Origin of the sequence: Rathayibacter rubneri (genome assembly GCF_023743255.1) — a bacterium.
Taxonomy (GTDB): Bacteria; Actinomycetota; Actinomycetes; order Actinomycetales; family Microbacteriaceae; genus Rathayibacter; species Rathayibacter rubneri.
This window is the reverse complement of record NZ_JAMRYM010000027.1, coordinates 19,119-37,471: the sequence shown is the minus strand read 5'-3', so window position 1 is coordinate 37,471 and position 18,353 is coordinate 19,119. Positions and strand designations below refer to the sequence as shown.

Genomic DNA, 18,353 nt, shown 5'->3' with positions numbered 1-18,353 from the left:
TTACTGACATCAATTTCCAAAGGAATCCCAACCAGATCACAAGACCCGGCCGGGGTATAAAATTGGCATTGAACATAGTGCACGCTGTTGAGTTCTCAAGAATCGGACACACCCCGCCTCCACACCACAGAAGGTGCTTCACAACGAGAGTGATCGAAGATGTTGCTGTAAATCTTTGTTGCTTGTCATCCTGTGACCGACTAAGCTCGAGAGAAGTTATTCTCTTTCGCTGCCGTGGCAACTTGGATAACTTAGCACATCCGCAGGCCGTGTCAAATCCGGCTTCTTCGCCATGTCTTCGCGCCGAGAGGCGCTCCGAAGCATCCCGATCCGGACCGAGGTCTTTCGCGGGTGGCGAAGGTGCTGGATCCGAGGATCCTGCGGAGGCTTTACATCCGCTGCAGGAGACCTGCTCCGAGGAGCTTCTATCTGAGTGGATGGTCCCGATTGAGGCCGGGACGTCGGAGAGGCTCTTGCGAGCCCGTCTCTTCCGTTTCCCTGCGGCCTATGTGGCGACTCGGAATAAGTTACGCAGCGATCGGGACCGTGTCAAACGGCGGGGTGGAATCGATCATCCCGGGCGTGTCGAGTGTGCCACCCTCCCCAGGGCGACGCTCGGCGGATCGCTCCCCAGCCGCACGGCCTCGCCCCCTTCTCGACCGCACCCGTCACGAGAATGGGCGCATGCCTCCTGTCGACGGTCCCCACTCGTCTCACCCCGGCCCGCCTGTGCTCACCTCCCTGGCCGAGGCGATGCGGCTCGTCGCCTCGGCGCGGATCGGCCGGCCGCTGCTGCTCGTCGGACTCTCGGGCTCCCCGGGGTCGGGCAAGTCCACCCTCGCCGAGGAGCTGCGTTCGCAGGTCCCCGGATCAGTGGTGCTCCCCCTCGACGGCTACCACCTCGCGCAGGAGCGTCTCCGCGAGCTCGGTCGCCGAGAGCGGATGGGGGCTCCCGACACCTTCGACACCACAGCCTTCCTCGACGCACTCCACCGGCTGCGCGCCGCTGCGCCCGGGTCCGTCGTGCGCGTCGCGTCGTTCGACCGCTCGATCGAGGAGCCGGTGCCCGACTCGCTCGCCCTGCCCGTCGAGGAGGGGACGGTCGTGTTCGTCGAGGGCAACCACCTGCTGCTCGAGCAGGACGGGTGGGCGGACGTCGCTCCGCTCCTCGACCTGCGTCTGCACCTCCGACTCGCGCCCCGGGTCCGGCGCAGTCGGCTCGCGGCCCGGCACCTCCGCTACGGGAAGACGCTCGAGGAGGCTCTCGCCTGGACGGACGGTCCGGACGAGGCGAACGCGCGGCTGATCGAGGAGGCCGCCGCGCGGGCGGACGCGATCCTCGAGATCGCGCCGCCTCGCCCGCTCCGGCTCCTGCACCTGTCGGACACGCACCTGCTCGCCGATCCGGACGCCCGGTACAACCGGCTCGTCGACACGAGGGCCGCTCTCGAGTCCGTCCTCGCGGCGCACGACGCGGTCGAGGGGATCGACGCCGTCGTGGTCTCTGGGGATCTCACCGACGACGGCGACCCGACGTCGTACTCCGCGCTCCGGGAGCGCCTCTCGGCCTGGTGCTCGGCCCGCGGCGCGGAGCTCGTGCTGGCGCTCGGCAACCACGACGATCGGGAGGGCTTCGGATCCGTCGGCCCCGCGAACGCCGCGACCGAGGTGCGGGGAGTCCGCATCCTGGCGCTCGACTCCTCCGTGCCGGGCGGCGCCTCGTGGGGACTGCTGACCGAGCCGACCCTCGCGTGGCTCCGGGAGCGGATCGCCGAGGACCCCGGCGCCCCGGTGGTCCTCGTGCTGCACCACCCGCCGATCGCCGCGGTCGCTCCGCTGCACACGGTGATGGGACTCGTGAATCCGCACGACCTCTGGGAGGCGGTCTCGGACGCGACAGTCCTGGCCGTGCTCTCGGGGCACTGGCACCACGCGTTCGTCGACACGAGCGGGCCGGCCCCCGTCGTCGTCGCCCCGGGGGCCGCCAACCGGACCGACGTCCTCGCGGGCCCGCGGCACGAGAGGTCGATCGCGGCGTCGGGAGCGGCGATCGTCGACGTGCTGCCCGGCGGGGTCCGGGTGACGAGCACCGAGATCGAGGCGCCGCACCGCGGAACCGAGCTCTTCGACGTGAGCGGGGAAGTCCTCGACGAGTGGAAGCGCCGGCTCGGGTTCCCGGGATTCCTGGAGATCCGGGACGACAATTAGTCAGTAGGCTGACTAATTCCTCGACCTCGCCGGAAGTGAACCATGACACCGCTCGTCCTCCTCGTCCGCACCCGACGCCGCGCGTGGCTCACCCTGCTCACCGCGCTCCTCGCGGTCGGCGCGCTGTTCGCCCTCCTGCCGCAGAGCTCGGAGTCGGGGTTCCCGCAGTCCGGGCTGCCGGACTCGGCGCAGTCCTCCGAGGTCGCCGTACTGCTCGACGAGTTCCCCTCGGCCGACACGACGGCCGGCATCCTGCTCTGGAACCGGACGGGCGGGCTCACCGAGGAGGACCGGACGGCGATCGCCGAGCGGTCCGTCGCCCTCGCGGAGCTGTCCACGGCTCCGGAGGCGGTGCGACCGCAGTTCAGCGACGACGGCGCCGCGGCCCTGGTCGCGGTGCCGCTCGCGCAGTCCTCGGTGGTGGACGACGTCGAGTCGGTCGCGACGGAGCTGCGGACCGCCGGATCCGACGGGCTGCCGGCGGGCCTGGACATCTACCTCACCGGAGCGGTGGGATTCCAGGCCGACATCTCGAACGCCTTCGCGGGAGCGGACTTCCGGCTGCTGCTGATCACGGTGCTGGTGGTGGCGGTCCTGCTGATCGCGACCTACCGGAGTCCCGTGCTCTGGATCGTGCCCCTCGCCGTGGTCGGCGTCGCCGACGGCCTCGCGCGGGTCGTCGTCGCGGCCCTCGCCGACGCGGCCGGGGTGCCGCTGGACGCCTCCATCAGCGGGATCCTCTCGGTCCTCGTCTTCGGTGCCGGCACGAACTACGCCCTGCTGCTCGTGGCGCGCTACCGGGAGGAGCTGCTCCACGAACCGGACCGTCACCGGGCGATGTCCACCGCCGTCCGCAGCGCCGGCCCGGCGATCGCGGCCAGCGGCGGGACCGTCGCGCTGAGCCTGCTGACCCTGCTGCTCGCCGAGCTCGCCGGCAACCGCGCTCTCGGCTTCGCCTGCGCGATCGGCGTCGCGATCGCGATCGTGTTCGCCCTGGCGGTGCTCCCCTCCGCTCTCGTGATCTGCGGCCGCGGTCTGTTCTGGCCGTTCGTCCCCCGCCCCGACGCCGAGCGCGGCACGGCGCACGTGCACCGCGAGCAGACTCCCGGGCTCTGGACCCGGCTCGGTCGCGGGGTCGCCCGCCGACCCGGCCGCATCGCGGTCGTGGCGACCCTGGGCGTGGCCCTCCTCTCGCTCGGACTGATCGGCGCGAAGGTCGGGCTGTCGCAGACCGACCAGCTGCTCGGCGATCCGGAGTCGGTGCGGGCGCAGGTCGTGATCGACGAGTCCTTCGGCGCGGGGCTCACCGCGCAGACGACGGTCCTCGCTCCGGACGACGCGGTGGGCGACGCGGTCGCGATCGCCGAGGCGACCGACGGCGTCGACTCCGTTCGTCCCGGCGAGAGCGCGAACGGGAGGACCGCCCTCAGCCTCACCCTGGCCGGCGAGCCCGAGAGCGCCGGGGCGTTCGAGACGATCACCGCGCTCCGCGACGCCTACGCGGACGCCGACGGCGACGCCTCCGAGAGCCTCGTCGGCGGGAGCGACGCGACCGCGCTCGACACGCAGGCCGCCTCGGAGCGGGACCAGGCGCTGATCATCCCGATCATCCTCGCGATCGTGTTCCTGATCCTCGCGCTGCTGCTGCGCTCGCTCGTCGCGCCGGTGCTGCTGATCGCGAGCGTGCTCGCGACCTTCTTCGCCAGCCTCGGCGCCGCGAATCTGCTCTTCCGCGGGGTGCTCGGCTTCCCGGCCTTCGACGCGAACGTGGTGCTCTTCGCGTTCCTGTTCCTGGTGGCGCTGGGCGTCGACTACAACATCTTCCTCGTCACGCGGGCTCGCGAGGAGCGGGCGGCGCACGGCACGCGCGAGGGCATGGTGCGCGCGCTCGCCTCGACCGGCGGAGTCATCACCAGCGCCGGGATCCTCCTCGCCGCGGTGTTCGCGGTGCTGGGAGTGCTGCCGGTGGTCGCGCTGACCCAGATCGGCGTGATCGTCTGCATCGGGGTGCTGCTGGACACCCTGGTGGTGCGCACGGTGCTGGTGCCGGCGCTCGTGTTCCTCACCGGGGACGCGTTCTGGTGGCCGGGAGTGCGACGCGGGAGCACGGGCGCCAGCGAGGCCGCCCTCCAGCACTGAGCGGAACGCCGCGCAGCGGAACGCCGCGCAGCGGGATGCCGCCGCACAGGGAAGCGGACGGTGCGGGGCCGCACGCGACAGCCCGCACCGTCCGCTGATCGTGGTCCGCGGAGGCGGAGGTCAGGTCGAGGGCAGCGCGACGGCGCCGGTGACGGCGGCCGCGTACTCCCTCGACCGGCGGGGCCGGGCGGGCTCCGCATCGGTGTACCGGCCGACGATCGGCGCGTTCGCCGAACCGCTCGACACGTAGGAGCCCCACAGGGGCGCGGGCACGTACTCTGAAGATCGTTCGGTGGTCATCTCTCGTCTTTCACGGTCGGGGATTCATCGGACTCGCGCGGTGCCGGAGTCCAGTCCGGCACCGCGCACTCGTTCGGGCTGCGGGGTCAGGCCCCGATGCCCACTTCCTCCGGTGCCACGTCGGCACCCGGGGCGGAGGGCTCGAGCGCCTCGGCGACCCGCTGCGACAGCGAGCTGTCGACGTTCGCCCAGTACTGGAGCACCCGCTGGCGCAGCTCGGGTCGCGTGACCTTCGACACGTGCCCGGCGATGTTCGCGACGAGGCGCGCACGCGCGTCGTCGTCGAGGACCTCGCGGTAGAGCGTGCCCGCCTGGCCGAAGTCGTCGTCCTCGGGGTGCAGGGTCGCCGCGGCGCGCGTCAGCTCGCCGTCGCTCTCCCAGCCGGTCGACTCCGCAGCACGAGCGGGGTCGGCGTGCGCGCCGCCCATCGTGTTGGGCGCGTAGACCGGGACCTCGGACTTCTGGAAGTCGAAGCGCATGGCCCCGTCCTTCGAGTACGAGTGCACGGGCGACTTCGGCGCGTTGACCGGGAGCTGCGCGTGGTTCGCACCCACGCGGTAGCGGTGCGCGTCGGCGTAGCTGAAGATGCGGGCGAGCAGCATCTTGTCGGGGCTCGCCGCGATGCCGGGCACGAAGTTCGACGGGGCGAACGCGGCCTGCTCGATCTGCGCGAAGTAGTTCTCGGGGTTGCGGTCGAGGATCATCGTGCCGACCTCGATCAGCGGGTAGTCCGCGTGCGGCCAGACCTTGGTGAGGTCGAACGGGTTGAACCGGTACGACTTCGCGTCCTCGTAGGGCATGACCTGCACGGACAGGGTCCAGGTCGGGTAGTCGCCGCTGTCGATCGCGGTCGACAGGTCGCGGATGTGGAAGTCGGCGTCCTCTCCGGCGATCTGGTCGGCCTGCTCCTGGCTGAGGATCTCGACGCCCTGGTCGGTCTTGAAGTGGTACTTCACCCAGAAGCGCTCGCCCGCGGCGTTGATCCACTGGTAGGTGTGCGAGCCGAAGCCGTCCATGTGGCGCCACGAGCTCGGCAGACCGCGGTCGCCCATGAGCCACGTGACCTGGTGGGCCGACTCCGGGGACAGGGTCCAGAAGTCCCACTGCATGTCGTGGTCGCGCAGGTGCGTGCCGGGGAGGCGCTTCTGCGAGCGGATGAAGTCGGGGAACTTGATGCCGTCGCGGAGGAAGAACACGGGGGTGTTGTTGCCCACGAGGTCGTAGTTGCCCTCGCTCGTGTAGAACTTCAGCGCGAAACCGCGCGGGTCGCGCCACGTGTCGGGCGAGCCCTGCTCGCCGGCGACGGTCGAGAAGCGCGCGAGCATCTCGGTCTCGACGCCGGGCTGGAACAGTGCGGCGCGGGTGTAGGCGCTGACGTCGGCCGTGGTGATGAAGCGTCCGAACGCTCCGCCGCCCTTGGCGTGGACGACTCGCTCCGGGATGCGCTCGCGGTTGAACTGGGCGAGCTTCTCGAGGAGGTAGTGGTCGTGGAGCGCGAGGGGGCCGTCGGCCCCGACGCTCAGGGAGTGCTGGTCGCTGGCGACCGGCGCCCCGGAGTTCGTGGTCGTGAATCGTTCCTCGGTCATGTTCCTCCTGTCGGCGGCGGGCCTTCCGGCTCGCCGCTGCGGTGATGGTGTCGGGTCAGTTCGCGGATGCCCGGAGGCAGTCGGGGCAGGTGCCCCAGAACGTGACCTCGGCCGTGTCGACGGTGAAGCCGCTCGACGTGGACGGGTGCAGGCACGGGGCCGCTCCGACGACGCAGTCGACGTCGGCGACGGCTCCGCACGCGCGGCAGACGACGTGGTGGTGGTTGTCGCCGACGCGCAGCTCGAAGCGGCGCGGATGCCCCTCCGGCTCGATGCGGCGGGTGAGGCCGGCGTCGGTGAAGGCGGACAGCACTCCGTAGACCGCCTGCGCGGACGTGTCGGGGAGCTCGGTGCGCACTCGCGCCAGCACCTCGTCGACCCCGGAGTGCGGGTGCTCCTCGAGTGCGAGCAGGACGGCCCGCCGCGTGGCGGTGGCCTTGAGCCCGGAGGCTCGGAGGCGGTCGTCCGGTGTCGTCATGCCGGTGACACTATCGGGGTTCTCTTGACTGAGTCAAAACAACTCGGCGCCGGGCGTGGCGCGTACGGTGCGGTCTGCAGGGGATGTCGACCCCTCCACTCCGAACGGCGCGGAGGAAGGGGCTTTCCGGCTCGGAAGGCCTGCAGATCGGACGAGCACCTGCAGATCGGACGAGCACCTGCAGATCGGACGACGGCCTGCAAATGTAACGAGCACCTGCAGATCGCACGAAGGCCTGCAGATCGCACCAGCACCTGCAGGCCGGACGGGCGGGGCGCCGGTCAGGCGACCGGGCCCTCGGTGAGGACGACCTGCGCGGAGTGGGCTGCTCCGGCGGAGTCGGTCCACGAGAGGGTGACCGTCTCTCCCGGCTCGCGCTCGGCGAGCGCCGCCGACAGTGCGTCGGCCGAGGCCACGGCGGTGCCGTCGACCGCGGTGACGACGTCTCCGGCCGCGAGCCCCGCCCCGGCGGCGGGGGTGCCCTCGATCACGCCGCCGACCACGGCGCCGGCGGCGGAGGATCCCGCGACGGACGATCCCCGAGCGGAGGATCCGGCGGCGCCCGACGAGAGCGAGACCCCGAGGAACGCCGGGTAGCCGATCTCGATGGTGGCGGTGTCGGCTCCGGCCTCGATCTGCGTGACGATGTCGAGCGCGGTGGCGATCGGGATCGCGAAGCCGGTGATGTCCGCCGATCCGCTCGACGCGGCGGTGTCGATCCCGACGACCGCGCCGGAGGCGTCCACCAGCGGTCCGCCGGAGTCGCCGGAGACGATGTCGGCGTCGACCTGGATCAGCCCCGCGAGGGTCTCTCCCGCGATGCCGGTCTCGGACCGCGTCGTGATGCTCTGGTCGAGGGCCGTCACGGTGCCGTCGGCGGCGACGAGGTCGCCGGTCCCCTCCGCGTTGCCGACGGCGGTCACGGCGTCGCCGATCGCGACGCCGTCGGTGTCGAGGGTCGCGGGAGTGAGGCCCGCGGCGTCCTCGAGCTGCAGCACGGCGACGTCGTTCGTCGCGTCGGTGCCCACCACCCGCGCCGTGTAGGTCTCTCCGGTCGACTCGACAGTGACGGCGATGCTCGTCGAGCCCTCGACGACGTGGTTGTTGGTCAGGATCATGCCGTCGGAGGTCAGGATCACGCCGGTGCCGGCCGAGCGCGCTCCCTCGTAGGTCAGGTCGGAGACGATCGTGACGACTCCCGCCGTCTGGGCCGCCGATGCGGGAACTGCGTCGGTCGACGTGTCCGCGCTCGACGAGGAGCCGTACCCGTACCCGGACCCGCTGCCGTAGGGCGAGATCGTGGAGCCGCCGCCGAAGGATCCCCGGGAGCCGCCCGGGTAGACGATCGTCGCCGTGCTCGAGGAGGACGACGAGGCGGCCTCGGCGGTGCCGGCGTACGAGACCCCGCCCGCCGCGACTCCGATCAGCACGGCGAGCCCGGCGCCGCCGGCGATCAGCGCGCGGCGACGGCGGCGCCGGTCGTCGAGGCGGAGCGCGGTGCGGTCCTCGACCGGCTCCGGGGTCGGCACCGTTTCGGGCCGGTGCTCTGCTCCGTCGGGTGCGTGCGTCTCGTTCATGGTTCGTCCTCCAGCCGGTGCCGCCCTTCTCGGCGGCAGGACCCCAGTCGACGCCCGCGCGTTCGGGGTGGGCTGGACGGATCCGATGAGCCGCCTATGAGACAGGTGGCACCTCGAAGAAATAGTTGTGGCTACAACTGAGTTGGGTCTAGCGTGAACCCGATGAACACCGTCTCCCCCGATCTGCTCGCACCCGATACCACCATGGGCGCGGTCACGCTGCGCGTCGCCGATCTCGACGGGATGGTGGCGTACTACCGCGACGCCGTGACCCTCGACGTCCTCTCGCAGGACGGCTCCGTCGCCGTGCTCGGCCGCGGAGCCACCGCCGCCGTGATCCTGCAGCACGCGCCCGAGCTGCGCCACGCGGGCCCCCGCGCCGCCGGGCTCTTCCACACCGCGATCCTCTTCGAGTCGGAGGCGGCACTCGCGGCCGCGGTCTACAGCGTCGCCACCCGCCACCCCGGCTCGTTCACCGGCAGCTCCGACCACCTGGTCAGCAAGGCCTTCTACTTCGACGATCCCGAGCACAACGGCGTCGAGCTCTACTGGGACCGCGACCGCACGCAGTGGTCGTGGGTGCACGGCCGGATCGAGATGGGGACCGTCTTCCTGGACCCGAACACGTTCCTCCAGGAGCACCTCACCGAGCAGTCGATCGCGCAGCCGCGCCTGGGCGGCGCGTCGGTGGGCCACGTGCACCTCAGCGTCGGCGACGTGGCGACGGCGAAGGAGTTCTACGTCGACCGGCTCGGCTTCGAGACCACGATCGCGTACGGCGGTCAGGCGCTCTTCGTCTCGGCCGGCGGCTACCACCACCACATGGCCATGAACACGTGGAACTCGCTCGGGGCGGGCCGGCGGCAGCTCGCCCTCGGACTCGGGCAGGTCGAGATCGTCGTGCCCGGAGCCGACGACGTCGGAGCGCTCGGGGAGCGGCTCCGCCACGCGCGCATCGCGACGCAGGACGACGGGCGGACGCTGGGGTTCGAGGACCCGTGGGCGAACGCGATCCGGGTGACGGCCGCGGGTCGCTGACGGCACCGCCTCCGGGATTCGCCGGGCGGTACCATGGGCGCGCGGACTCCCGCACACTCCCCCGACACTCCGGAGAGACACGATGCCCACGATCGTCGTTGAGGTCATGCCCAAGGCAGAGCTGCTCGACCCCCAGGGGAAGGCCGTCGCCGGCGCCCTCTCGCGCCTCGGCCACTCCTCGGTGAGCGGCGTCCGCGTCGGCAAGCGCTTCGAGATCACGGTCGACGAGGTCACCGACGAGGTGCGCGCCTCCGTCGCCCGCATCGCCGACGAGATGCTCTCGAACTCGGTCATCGAGGACGTCGTCGGCATCCACTACCCGGAGGTCTGATCGACATGCGCATAGGCGTCATCACCTTCCCCGGCTCCCTCGACGACCGCGACGCGCAGCGCGCGATCCGCCGCGCCGACGCCGAGCCCGTCGCCCTGTGGCACGGCGACCACGACCTGCAGGGGGTCGACGCGATCGTGCTGCCCGGCGGGTTCTCCTACGGCGACTACCTGCGCTGCGGAGCGATCGCCTCGCACTCGCCGATCATGCGCGAGGTCATCGACGCGGCGAACGCCGGCACCCCGGTGCTCGGCATCTGCAACGGCTTCCAGATGCTGACCGAGGCGCACCTGCTGCCCGGCGGCCTCATCCGCAACGACGCCGGCTCCTTCGTCTGCCGCGACCAGCGCCTGATGGTCGCGAGCACCGCGACGGCGTGGACGAACGGCTTCGAGCCCGGCCAGGAGATCGTCATCCCGCTGAAGAACGGCGAGGGCGGCTACATCGCCTCGGCCGACACGCTCCTGCGGCTCGAGGCCGAGGGGCGCGTCGTCGTGCGCTACCTCGGCGAGAACCCCAACGGCTCGATGAACAACATCGCCGGCATCAGCAACGCCCGCGGCAACGTGGTCGGCCTGATGCCGCACCCCGAGCACGCGGTCGAGCCGGGCTTCGGTCCGGACACCCGCGCCGCGATGCGCTCGGGCGTGGACGGGCTGACGTTCTTCACGTCAGCGGTCCGCGCACTGGTCGCGGCGGCGTAGCGCTCGACGCTCCACCGGGACGGCCGGGATCCTTCGGGGTCCCGGCCGTTCCGTCGTTCGCGGAGGCTGCGCTGCTGGTGGACGGGGGTCTCGATACGCCCGCTGCGCGGGCTACTCGATCAGCAGCAAGGAGGGCCCTCTCCGAGGGCTGCTCGATCAGCAGCAACAGGACGGGAGCCTGCACGGGAGGTGCCTCCTCCTGCTGGTCGAGTAGCCCCGGAGGGGCGTATCGAGACCCGGCCTCGCCGGAACGGGGGATCTCGATACGCCCGCTGCGCGGACTACTCGATCAGCAGGAGGGGAGCCCGCTGCGCGCGCTGCTCGATCAGCAGGAGGGGCGCCCGCTGCGCGGGCTGCTCGATCGGCGGTGGCCTACGGGCCGGTCAGGACCTCGGGCTCCGGGGTCATCGAGATGGTGGGGATGGACGCGGTGATGACCGTGCCGTCCGAGCGGCGGGTGCCCTCGATGTCGGACGTGGTCGGAGCGCCGGTGAGGCGCGGGCCCTGGTGGCCCAGGGCGACGCGGACGGGATTGCCGGCCTCGACGTGGACGCGCTCGTCGCGGACGGTGATCGCCGCGGCGTCGCCCTCCTCGACCGTGAGAAGCACCGCGTCCTGCGTGACCTCGACCCGCACGCGCGTGCCGTGCAGCGTGATGCGGAAGGTCAGCCGCTCCCAGTCGCCGGGCAGGCGCGGGTCGAACGTGATCCGTCCGCCGTGGTCGCGCATGCCGCCGAAGCCGTAGACGAGGGCGCTCCAGACGCCGCCGGTCGAGGCGACGTGGATGCCGTCGGCGGTGTTGCGGTGCAGATCGGCCAGGTCGACGAACAGGGCCGACAGGAAGTAGTGCTTCGAGAGCTCGTGGTAGCCGACCTCGGCCGCGATGATCGACTGCACGACCGCCGACAGCGTCGAGTCGCCCGTGGTGAGCGCGTCGTAGTACTCGAAGTCGGCGCGCTTCTGCTCGGCGGTGAACTCGTTGCCCTGCAGCAGGAGCGCGAGCACGACGTCCGCCTGCTTGAGGACCTGGAAGCGGTAGATCACCAGCGGGTGGAAGTGCAGCAGCAGCGGGCGCTTGCTCGCCGGCGTGTTCTCGAGGTCCCACAGCTCCTTCTCGAGGAACGCGGCGTCCTGCGGGTGGATCCCGGCGCGCTGGTCGAAGGGGATGTGCATCTTGTCGGCCGCGCGGGCCCACTCCAGGACCTCGTCCTCGTCGAGGGCGAGACGCGACGCCATCCGCTCGAACGCGGCGGGCTCGACCGCCTTGAGCAGCTCGACCGCCCGGGCCGCGGCGCGCAGGTTCGAGCGCGCCATGACGTTCGTGTAGAGGTTGTCGTTGACGACGGTCGTGTACTCGTCCGGCCCCGTCACTCCGTGGATGTGGAAGTGGTCGTCGCCGTTGCTGCGCCAGAAGCCGAGGTCGGCCCACATGCGCGCGGTCTCGACGAGGATGTCGATGGCTCCGCGGGCGAGGAAGTCGTCGTCGCCCGTCGCGGCCACGTACTGCATCAGGGCGTAGGAGATGTCGGCGTCGATGTGGTACTGCGCGGTGCCGGCGGCGTAGTACGCCGACGACTCCTGACCGTTGATGGTGCGCCACGGGAAGAGCGCGCCGCGCTGGTTGAGCTCGGCCGCGCGGGAGCGGGCCGCCTCGAGCATGTTCTGCCGGAAGCGCAGGGCGTTGCGCGCCACGAGCGGGGCGGTGTAGCTGAGGAACGGGAGGACGTAGACCTCGGTGTCCCAGAAGTAGTGGCCGCCGTAGCCCGACCCCGAGACGCCCTTGGCCGCGACTCCGCCGCCGTCGGTGCGCGCCGTGGACTGCGCGAGCTGGAAGAGATTCCAGCGGGTGGCCTGCTGGATCGCGGGCTGGCCGTCGATCTGCACGTCGGAGCGCGCCCAGAAGTCGTCGAGCCACTCGCGCTGCTTGACGAACTGCTCCTCGACCGGCGTCTCGCGGGCGCGGTCGAGCGTGCGGTCGCAGCGGTCGGCGAGCTCGCGCACGGGCACACCGCGCGACGTGTGGTAGGTCAGCGTCTTGACCAGGCGGACCGGACGACCGGCCTTCGCCTTGATCCGGTAGACGTGCTTGGCGAGGTCGTCGTCGATCTGGGAGGTCTGGTCCCACTCGTTCTCGGTCTCGAGGACGTGCTCGGCGCCGCACGCGACCGTCATCTGCGAGTTGGTCGTGCGGTAGCCCAGCAGGTAGCGGGTGCCGTTCACGCGCTTGAGGCGCGGCTGGAGCACGCGGTCCTCGAAGGACTCGGCCTTGCGCGGGTCGAAGCCGGCCGCCTCGCTGCCGGAGGGCGCGTGGTACTCGTCCACGCCGTCCTGACGGTTGAGGATCTGGCTCGAGATGAGCACGGACGCGTCGCCGTCGAGCAGCTCGACCTCGTAGTCGAGGATCGCGAGGTGGCGGTCGGTGAACGACACGAGCCGACGCGAGCGGATGAGCACCCGCTTGCCCGAGGGCGTGCGCCACTCGAGCTCGCGGTGCAGCACGCCGTTCGCGAAGTCGAGGCGGCGCGAGTACGAGAGGATGTCGGCCTCGCTGAGCACGAACGGCTCGTCGTCGACGTAGAGGCGGATGATCTTGGCGTCGGGCACGTTGACGATCGTCTGGCCGACGCGTGCGAAGCCGAACGCCTCCTCGGCGTGGCGGATCGGCCAGGTCTCGTGGAAGCCGTTGATGAAGGAGCCGTAGGCGTAGCCGTCGCGGCCCTCCTCGACGTTGCCGCGGAGGCCGAGGTAGCCGTTGCCGGTCGCGAAGAGCGTCTCGGTGCGGCCCTGCAGCTCGCTCGCGAACTCGGTCTCGACGAGGGCCCACTCGTCGACCGGGAAGCGGTTGCGGTCGAGCGGGTCGGAGGTGATGGGGTTCATGCGGCGTCCTCGGGGGTGGAGACGGGGAGGAAGGGGAGGAGCTCGGCGAGGTCGTCGACGACGATGTCGGCCCCGTGCTCGAGGAGGGTCTCTGCGCCGACTCCGCGGTCGACGCCCACGACCAGGCCGAAGGCGCCTGCGCGGCCGGCGGCGACTCCGGAGTGGGCGTCCTCGACGACGGCGCACTCGGCCGCGGTGAGGCCCAGCAGCTCGGCGGCGTAGAGGTAGGTGTCGGGCGCGGGCTTGCCGGCGATGGAGCGCTCGGCGGCGAGGAGTCCGTCGACGACGATCTCGAAGCGGTCGCGGATGCCGGCCGCGACGAGCACGGGAACGCCGTTGCGGGAGGAGGTCACGACGGCGACCTCGACGCCCGCCGCGATGGCGGCGTCGAGGAACGCGAGCGAGCCCGGATACGGCGCCACTCCGTCGGCCGCGAGCACGGCGTTGAAGGCGTCGTTCTTGCGGTTGCCGAGACCGCACACGGTCTCGAGCGCGGGATCGTCGCTCGGATCGCCGTCGGGCAGGACGATGCCGCGCGACGCGAGCAGCGCCCGGACGCCGTCGTAGCGGGGGCGGCCGTCGATGTACCGGAAGTAGTCGGCGTCGGAGTAGCCCTCGGCGATCCCCCTCGACTCGAGGTACGGCGTGAAGAGCCGCGCCCAGGCGTGCATGTGCACGTCGGCGGTCGGCGTCAGCACGCCGTCGAGGTCGAACAGGAGCGCCCGGAGACCGCGGAGAGCGGAGGCGTCGGGGCGCGCGGAGGGAGCAGACACGGCGGGGAACCTCTGGTCGGGGGCAGACTGGCGGGGGCGTCGACCGACGACGGCCATCCGACGCGGACTGGAAAGAATCGTATACGCCGCCCGGGCGCCGTGTGGAACCGTTTACACGTCCGTCATGTGCGCGCCGTCCGGCGCCGGAACGGGCTCCGGCGTCCGCCTCACGCGGTCCTCCCGTACTCGGGACGAGCGTCGCCGGGTGCGGAGGCCGGTCGGGAGTCCCGCGAGGGGCTGATTCTGCAGCGCAGCAGCGACCGCTTCCTCGCCACGGAGTCCGCGGACGGCTCGGCGACGGAGGTCACCGGCGAGCCGGAGAGCGGCGCGCGCCTCCTCCTCCGCTCGGGCGCCCTCGTTCCGTTTCACGAGGACGCCGGGGCGTGCTCAGTCCGCGCCGACGTGCGGGGCGAGGCGGTGCCGACCGAGCGGCAGCATCAGCGGGGTGCCGGAGGTCGGGTCGGTGATGACGCGGCTGTCGAGGCCGAACACGGCGCGCACCGTGTCCTCGGTGAGCACGTCGACGGGGGCGCCCGAGGCGTGCACCGTGCCGCCGGCCAGGGCGACCAGGTGGTCGGCGTAGCGGGCGGCGAGATTGAGGTCGTGCAGCACCATGACGACGGTCGTGCCGCGCGTGCGGTTGAGGTCGACGAGGAGGTCGAGCACCTCGACCTGATGGCTGACGTCGAGGAACGTGGTCGGCTCGTCCAGCAGCAGCAGGTCGGTCTCCTGGGCGAGGGCCATCGCGATCCAGACCCTCTGGCGCTGCCCGCCCGAGAGCTCGTCGACGGCGCGGTCGGCGAGGGCGGCGGTGTCGGTCGCGTCCAGAGCCGTCGCGACGGCCTCGTCGTCGTGCGCGTTCCAGCGGCTGAGGATGCCCTGGTGCGGATGGCGTCCGCGGCCGACGAGATCGGCGACGGTGATCCCCTCCGGAGCGATCGGCGCCTGCGGGAGGAGGCCGAGCGTGCGCGCGAGCTGCTTGGCGGGCATCCGGTGCACGGCCTTGCCGTCGAGCAGCACGGTGCCGGCGCGCGGGGCGAGCAGGCGCGACATCGAGCGCAGGAGCGTCGACTTGCCGCAGGCGTTCGCGCCGACGATCGCGGTGATGCGGCCGGGCGGGACGACGAGGTCGAGACCGTCGACGACGGTGCGGTCGCCGTAGCCGAGGGTGAGGCTCTCGACGGTGAGGGTGTGCTCGGCGGTCACAGGGAGCCTCCCGATCGGTTGCTGCGGACGATGAGGTAGATCAGGTACGGGGCGCCGAGGACCCCGGTCACCACGCCGACCGGGTAGCGCAGCCCCAGCGCGTACTGCCCGACGAGGTCGGCGACGAGCACGAGCACCGCGCCGACGAGGGCCGACGACACCAGGAGGGAGGCACCCGGGCCGACGAGGCGCGCGGCGATGGGCCCGGAGAGGAACGCGACGAACGCGATCGGGCCGGCGGCCGCGGTGGCGAAGGCGATGAGGCCGACCGCCGCGACGATCACGACGAGCCTCGTGCGGTTCACCCGGATGCCCAGGGCCGAGGCGGTGTCGTCGCCGAGCTGCGTGCCGGCGAGGTCGCGGGAACTGAGCAGCAGCACCGGGGTCAGGACGACCACGGCGACGAGGACCGGGACGACCTCCTCCCAGCGCGCGCCGTTCAGGCTTCCGGTGAGCCAGCGGCTCGCCTCCTGGAAGTCGAAGGCGGCGGCGCGGGACAGGACGTAGGCGGTGACGCTGTCGAGCATGGCCGCGACGCCGATGCCGATGAGGATCAGCCGGGTGCCCGCGACTCCGCTGCGGTACGCGAGCGCGTAGACGACCAGGGCGACGGCGAGGCCGGCGGTGATCGCGAGGACCGAGACCTGCGTGGATCCGAGCGACAGCGTGACGATGGCGAAGGCCGCGGCCGCGGAGGCCCCCGCGCTGATGCCGATGATGTCGGGGCTCGCGAGCGGATTGCGCAGCATGGTCTGGAAGCTGACGCCGCCGAGGCCGAAGCAGAGGCCGACGAGCACCGCGAGCACGGCCCGAGGGAGGCGGAGGCGCCCGACGGTGAAGGAGGCGCCGGGCACCTGCTCGCCGAGGATCACGCGCAGCACCTCGTCGGGGCTGTAGACGGTCTGGCCGTAGACGAGCGAGAGCGCGAAGGCGACGACGACCGAGACGGCGAGGACGGCGACGACCGTGCGGCGGCGGGCCCCGCGACGGCGGCGGCCGGCCGCGACGGCGGCGGCGGTGGCGGAGTGGCTCCGCTCGAGCACGGCGGTCACAGCTCGCGCACCTTCTGGCGGCGGACGATCGCGATGAAGACAGGGGCGCCGATCAGCGCGGTGATGATGCCGACGTCGATCTCGCTCGGGCGGGCGACGATGCGGCCCACGACGTCGGCGCCGGTGAGGAGGATCGCGCCGGTGACCGCGGAGAAGGGGAGCAGCCAGCGGTGGTCGACCCCGACGATCAGGCGGCAGGCGTGCGGGACGACCAGGCCGACGAAGCCGATCGGGCCGGTGATCGCGGTGGTCGCTCCGCAGAGGATCACGGCGCCCAGGGCGGCCGCACCGCGCGCCACCGCCACGCGCTCGCCGAGGCCAGCGGCCAGCTCGTCACCCAGCGCGAGGGTGTTGAGGCTCTTCGCCGACAGCACGCAGATCGCGAGACCCGCGGCGAGGAACGGCAGCACCTGGCCGAGGCTCGCGAACGTCGCGCCGCCCACTCCGCCGATCTGCCACGAGCGGATGCCGCCCGCCAGGTCGGCGCGCGGCAGGACGATCGCGCTGATCACCGAGACGAGGGCGGCCGACGTGGCGGCGCCGGCGAGCGCGAGCTTGAGCGGGGTCGCTCCCCCGCGGCCGAGGGAGCCGACGACGTAGACGAAGACGGCCGCGACGGCGGCGCCTCCGATCGCGACCCAGATGAAGCCGGTGGCGGTGCTCAGGCCGAAGAAGACGATGCCGGTGACGACGGCGAGCGAGGCGCCCGTGTTGACGCCGAGGATGCCGGGGTCGGCGAGCGGGTTGCGGGTCACGCCCTGCATGAGCACGCCGGCGACGCCCAGCGCGGCCCCGGCGATCATGGCGAGCACGGTGCGCGGGAGGCGCTTGGCCACCGCGGCCTGCTCGAAGCCGTCGGTCGACCCTCCGAACGCCGCGACCACGTCGCTCCACGAGACGTCGCGCGAGCCGATCATGACCGAGAGCGCACCGACGCCGACGAGCGCCGCGACCGCGACGAGCAGCCAGAGCGCGCGAAGACGCCTCGGACGTCGCACGGCGGCGACGCCCGAGGCGGCAGGAGGGGCGGTGAGGGTCACTTCGCCTTGTCGGCGGCCTCGGCCAGGAGGCCCAGGTAGTCGTCGAGGACGTACGAGATCGACAGCGGGGGCGGGTTCGCGGCGGTGCCCAGCGGGGTGGAGGGGAGGCGGACGATGGCGTCGTTCGCGACGGCCGGGATCTGCGAGAGCAGCGGATCGGCCTTGAGCGTGTTCACGAGCTCGTCGTCGCCGTAGGTCACGATGACGTCGACGTCGGTGAACGCGTCGGCCTGCTCGGCGCTCTGCGTGAGCGAGAACGCGTCGGTCGCGGCCGAGGCCGTCTCGATGCTGCCGGGGGTGGTGAGGCCGAGGTCCGCGAAGAACGCGGGACGGGTGTCGTGCGTCGTGTAGAAGCTGACCTGGCTGAGGTCGGTCGGGTCGACGTGCGTGAGGAACATCGCCGAGGTGCCCTCCAGCTGCGGGTACGCGGCGGCGGCCTCCTCGATCTCGCCCTCGAGCTCGGCGACGAGCTCCTCGCCCTCGGCGGCCATGCCCATGGCCTCGCTGTTGAAGGTGATCGTGTCGCGCCAGGAGGTGCCCCAGGCGGTCTCGGGGTAGGCGACGACGGGAGCGATCTCGCTCAGGGTGTCGTAGTCCTCCTGCGTGAGGCCGGAGTAGGCGGCGAGAATCACGTCGGGCTGCGTGTCGGCCACGGCCTCGAAGTCGATGCCGTCGGTCTCGTCGAACAGGACCGGCGTCTCGCCGCCGAGCTCCTCGAGCTTCTCGGAGACCCACGGGAGCAGTCCGTCGCCGTCGTCGTCGCCGAAGTTCGCGGCGGCCATGCCCACGGGGACGACGCCCAGCGCGAGCGGCACCTCGTGGTTGGCCCAGTTGACCGTGGCGACGCGCTCGGGCTGCGACTCGATGGTCGTCGTGCCGAGGGCGTGCTCGATGGTGATGGGCGTGAAGTCGCTGTCAGCGCCCTCGGACCCGGTCGCGGCCGACGAGCAGCCGGCGAGGCCGACGGTGAGCAGAGCGGTCGCGAGCAGGGCGATCGGCTGGGTGACGCGGGGCATTGTTCCCTTTCGGAAGGCGGATCCTGGA

General features: G+C 71.8%; 15 protein-coding genes. 5 read left to right on the top strand and 10 right to left on the bottom strand.

What is annotated here, in order from left to right; all coding sequences use genetic code 11:
• The first annotated feature begins 684 nt into the window (after nt 1–684).
• Both NB037_RS08475 and NB037_RS08470 read left to right on the top strand, forming a co-directional pair.
• Entirely contained in the window at nt 685–2,208 is a 1,524-nt protein-coding gene (locus NB037_RS08475; RefSeq protein WP_251945091.1) for a metallophosphoesterase, read from the top strand.
• Between the two features lie 42 nt (nt 2,209–2,250).
• A complete protein-coding gene (locus NB037_RS08470) occupies nt 2,251–4,347 on the top strand; it encodes an MMPL family transporter (protein ID WP_251945089.1) in 2,097 nt (698 codons plus the stop codon).
• Nucleotides 4,348–4,467: 120 nt separating this feature from the next.
• On the opposite strand, the gene NB037_RS08465 is transcribed toward NB037_RS08470, so the two are convergent.
• From NB037_RS08465 to NB037_RS08450, 4 genes are all read right to left on the bottom strand, one after another.
• On the bottom strand, nt 4,468–4,647 hold the full coding sequence (locus NB037_RS08465) for a hypothetical protein (protein WP_251945087.1): 180 nt from the start codon (nt 4,645–4,647) through the stop codon (nt 4,468–4,470).
• 86 nt (nt 4,648–4,733) lie between these two features.
• Nucleotides 4,734–6,233, bottom strand: a complete 1,500-nt coding sequence (locus NB037_RS08460; RefSeq protein WP_251945085.1) for a catalase — start codon at nt 6,231–6,233, stop codon at nt 4,734–4,736.
• Between the two features lie 55 nt (nt 6,234–6,288).
• Nucleotides 6,289–6,711, bottom strand: coding sequence for a Fur family transcriptional regulator (locus NB037_RS08455; RefSeq protein ID WP_251945084.1), 423 nt, complete (start codon nt 6,709–6,711; stop codon nt 6,289–6,291).
• A gap of 281 nt (nt 6,712–6,992) precedes the next feature.
• Nucleotides 6,993–8,288 carry a S1C family serine protease gene (locus tag NB037_RS08450; RefSeq protein ID WP_251945082.1) on the bottom strand — a complete coding sequence of 432 codons (1,296 nt, stop codon included), beginning with the start codon at nt 8,286–8,288 and terminating at the stop codon, nt 6,993–6,995.
• Between the two features lie 162 nt (nt 8,289–8,450).
• On the opposite strand from NB037_RS08450, the gene NB037_RS08445 reads away from it, so the two are divergent.
• The 3 genes from NB037_RS08445 (at nt 8,451) to purQ (ending at nt 10,361) form a co-directional block, all read left to right on the top strand.
• Nucleotides 8,451–9,326: a VOC family protein gene (locus NB037_RS08445; RefSeq protein WP_251945080.1), complete on the top strand. Its 876-nt coding sequence runs from the start codon at nt 8,451–8,453 to the stop codon at nt 9,324–9,326.
• Between the two features lie 82 nt (nt 9,327–9,408).
• Nucleotides 9,409–9,657, top strand: coding sequence for a phosphoribosylformylglycinamidine synthase subunit PurS (purS, locus tag NB037_RS08440; protein WP_251945077.1), 249 nt, complete (start codon nt 9,409–9,411; stop codon nt 9,655–9,657).
• Nucleotides 9,658–9,662: 5 nt separating this feature from the next.
• Nucleotides 9,663–10,361: a phosphoribosylformylglycinamidine synthase subunit PurQ gene (purQ, locus tag NB037_RS08435; RefSeq protein ID WP_251945075.1), complete on the top strand. Its 699-nt coding sequence runs from the start codon at nt 9,663–9,665 to the stop codon at nt 10,359–10,361.
• A gap of 372 nt (nt 10,362–10,733) precedes the next feature.
• Here purQ and NB037_RS08430 read toward each other — a convergent pair whose 3' ends face one another.
• The 6 genes from NB037_RS08430 to NB037_RS08405 form a co-directional block, all read right to left on the bottom strand.
• The gene (locus NB037_RS08430) at nt 10,734–13,238 is read right to left on the bottom strand and encodes a glycoside hydrolase family 65 protein (protein ID WP_251945074.1); all 2,505 of its coding nucleotides are present in this window, start codon (nt 13,236–13,238) and stop codon (nt 10,734–10,736) included.
• Nucleotides 13,235–14,011, bottom strand: coding sequence for an HAD family hydrolase (locus tag NB037_RS08425; RefSeq protein WP_308202063.1), 777 nt, complete (start codon nt 14,009–14,011; stop codon nt 13,235–13,237). The genes NB037_RS08430 and NB037_RS08425 overlap by 4 nt, the downstream gene beginning before the upstream one ends.
• A 387-nt stretch (nt 14,012–14,398) precedes the next feature.
• Nucleotides 14,399–15,217, bottom strand: coding sequence for an ABC transporter ATP-binding protein (locus NB037_RS08420; protein WP_251945073.1), 819 nt, complete (start codon nt 15,215–15,217; stop codon nt 14,399–14,401).
• Nucleotides 15,214–16,269 carry a FecCD family ABC transporter permease gene (locus tag NB037_RS08415; protein ID WP_251945071.1) on the bottom strand — a complete coding sequence of 352 codons (1,056 nt, stop codon included), beginning with the start codon at nt 16,267–16,269 and terminating at the stop codon, nt 15,214–15,216. The genes NB037_RS08420 and NB037_RS08415 overlap by 4 nt, the downstream gene beginning before the upstream one ends.
• The gene (locus NB037_RS08410) at nt 16,266–17,309 is read right to left on the bottom strand and encodes a FecCD family ABC transporter permease (RefSeq protein WP_251945069.1); all 1,044 of its coding nucleotides are present in this window, start codon (nt 17,307–17,309) and stop codon (nt 16,266–16,268) included. Before NB037_RS08410 ends, NB037_RS08415 begins: the two co-directional genes overlap by 4 nt.
• Nucleotides 17,306–18,325, bottom strand: a complete 1,020-nt coding sequence (locus tag NB037_RS08405) for an iron-siderophore ABC transporter substrate-binding protein (RefSeq protein WP_251945068.1) — start codon at nt 18,323–18,325, stop codon at nt 17,306–17,308. The genes NB037_RS08410 and NB037_RS08405 overlap by 4 nt, the downstream gene beginning before the upstream one ends.
• Between the last annotated feature and the right edge of the window lie 28 nt (nt 18,326–18,353).

Bases quoted from the DNA above. Each gene is read 5' to 3' on its own strand.
- NB037_RS08475 (WP_251945091.1), top strand. From the start codon at position 685: ATGCCTCCTGTCGACGGTCCCCACTCGTCTCACCCCGGCCCGCCTGTG.
- NB037_RS08450 (WP_251945082.1), bottom strand. From the start codon at position 8,288: ATGAACGAGACGCACGCACCCGACGGAGCAGAGCACCGGCCCGAAACG.
- NB037_RS08405 (WP_251945068.1), bottom strand. From the start codon at position 18,325: ATGCCCCGCGTCACCCAGCCGATCGCCCTGCTCGCGACCGCTCTGCTC.
- purS (WP_251945077.1), top strand. From the start codon at position 9,409: ATGCCCACGATCGTCGTTGAGGTCATGCCCAAGGCAGAGCTGCTCGAC.
- NB037_RS08465 (WP_251945087.1), bottom strand. From the start codon at position 4,647: ATGACCACCGAACGATCTTCAGAGTACGTGCCCGCGCCCCTGTGGGGC.
- NB037_RS08470 (WP_251945089.1), top strand. From the start codon at position 2,251: ATGACACCGCTCGTCCTCCTCGTCCGCACCCGACGCCGCGCGTGGCTC.
- NB037_RS08460 (WP_251945085.1), bottom strand. From the start codon at position 6,233: ATGACCGAGGAACGATTCACGACCACGAACTCCGGGGCGCCGGTCGCC.
- NB037_RS08430 (WP_251945074.1), bottom strand. From the start codon at position 13,238: ATGAACCCCATCACCTCCGACCCGCTCGACCGCAACCGCTTCCCGGTC.
- NB037_RS08455 (WP_251945084.1), bottom strand. From the start codon at position 6,711: ATGACGACACCGGACGACCGCCTCCGAGCCTCCGGGCTCAAGGCCACC.
- NB037_RS08445 (WP_251945080.1), top strand. From the start codon at position 8,451: ATGAACACCGTCTCCCCCGATCTGCTCGCACCCGATACCACCATGGGC.
- purQ (WP_251945075.1), top strand. From the start codon at position 9,663: ATGCGCATAGGCGTCATCACCTTCCCCGGCTCCCTCGACGACCGCGAC.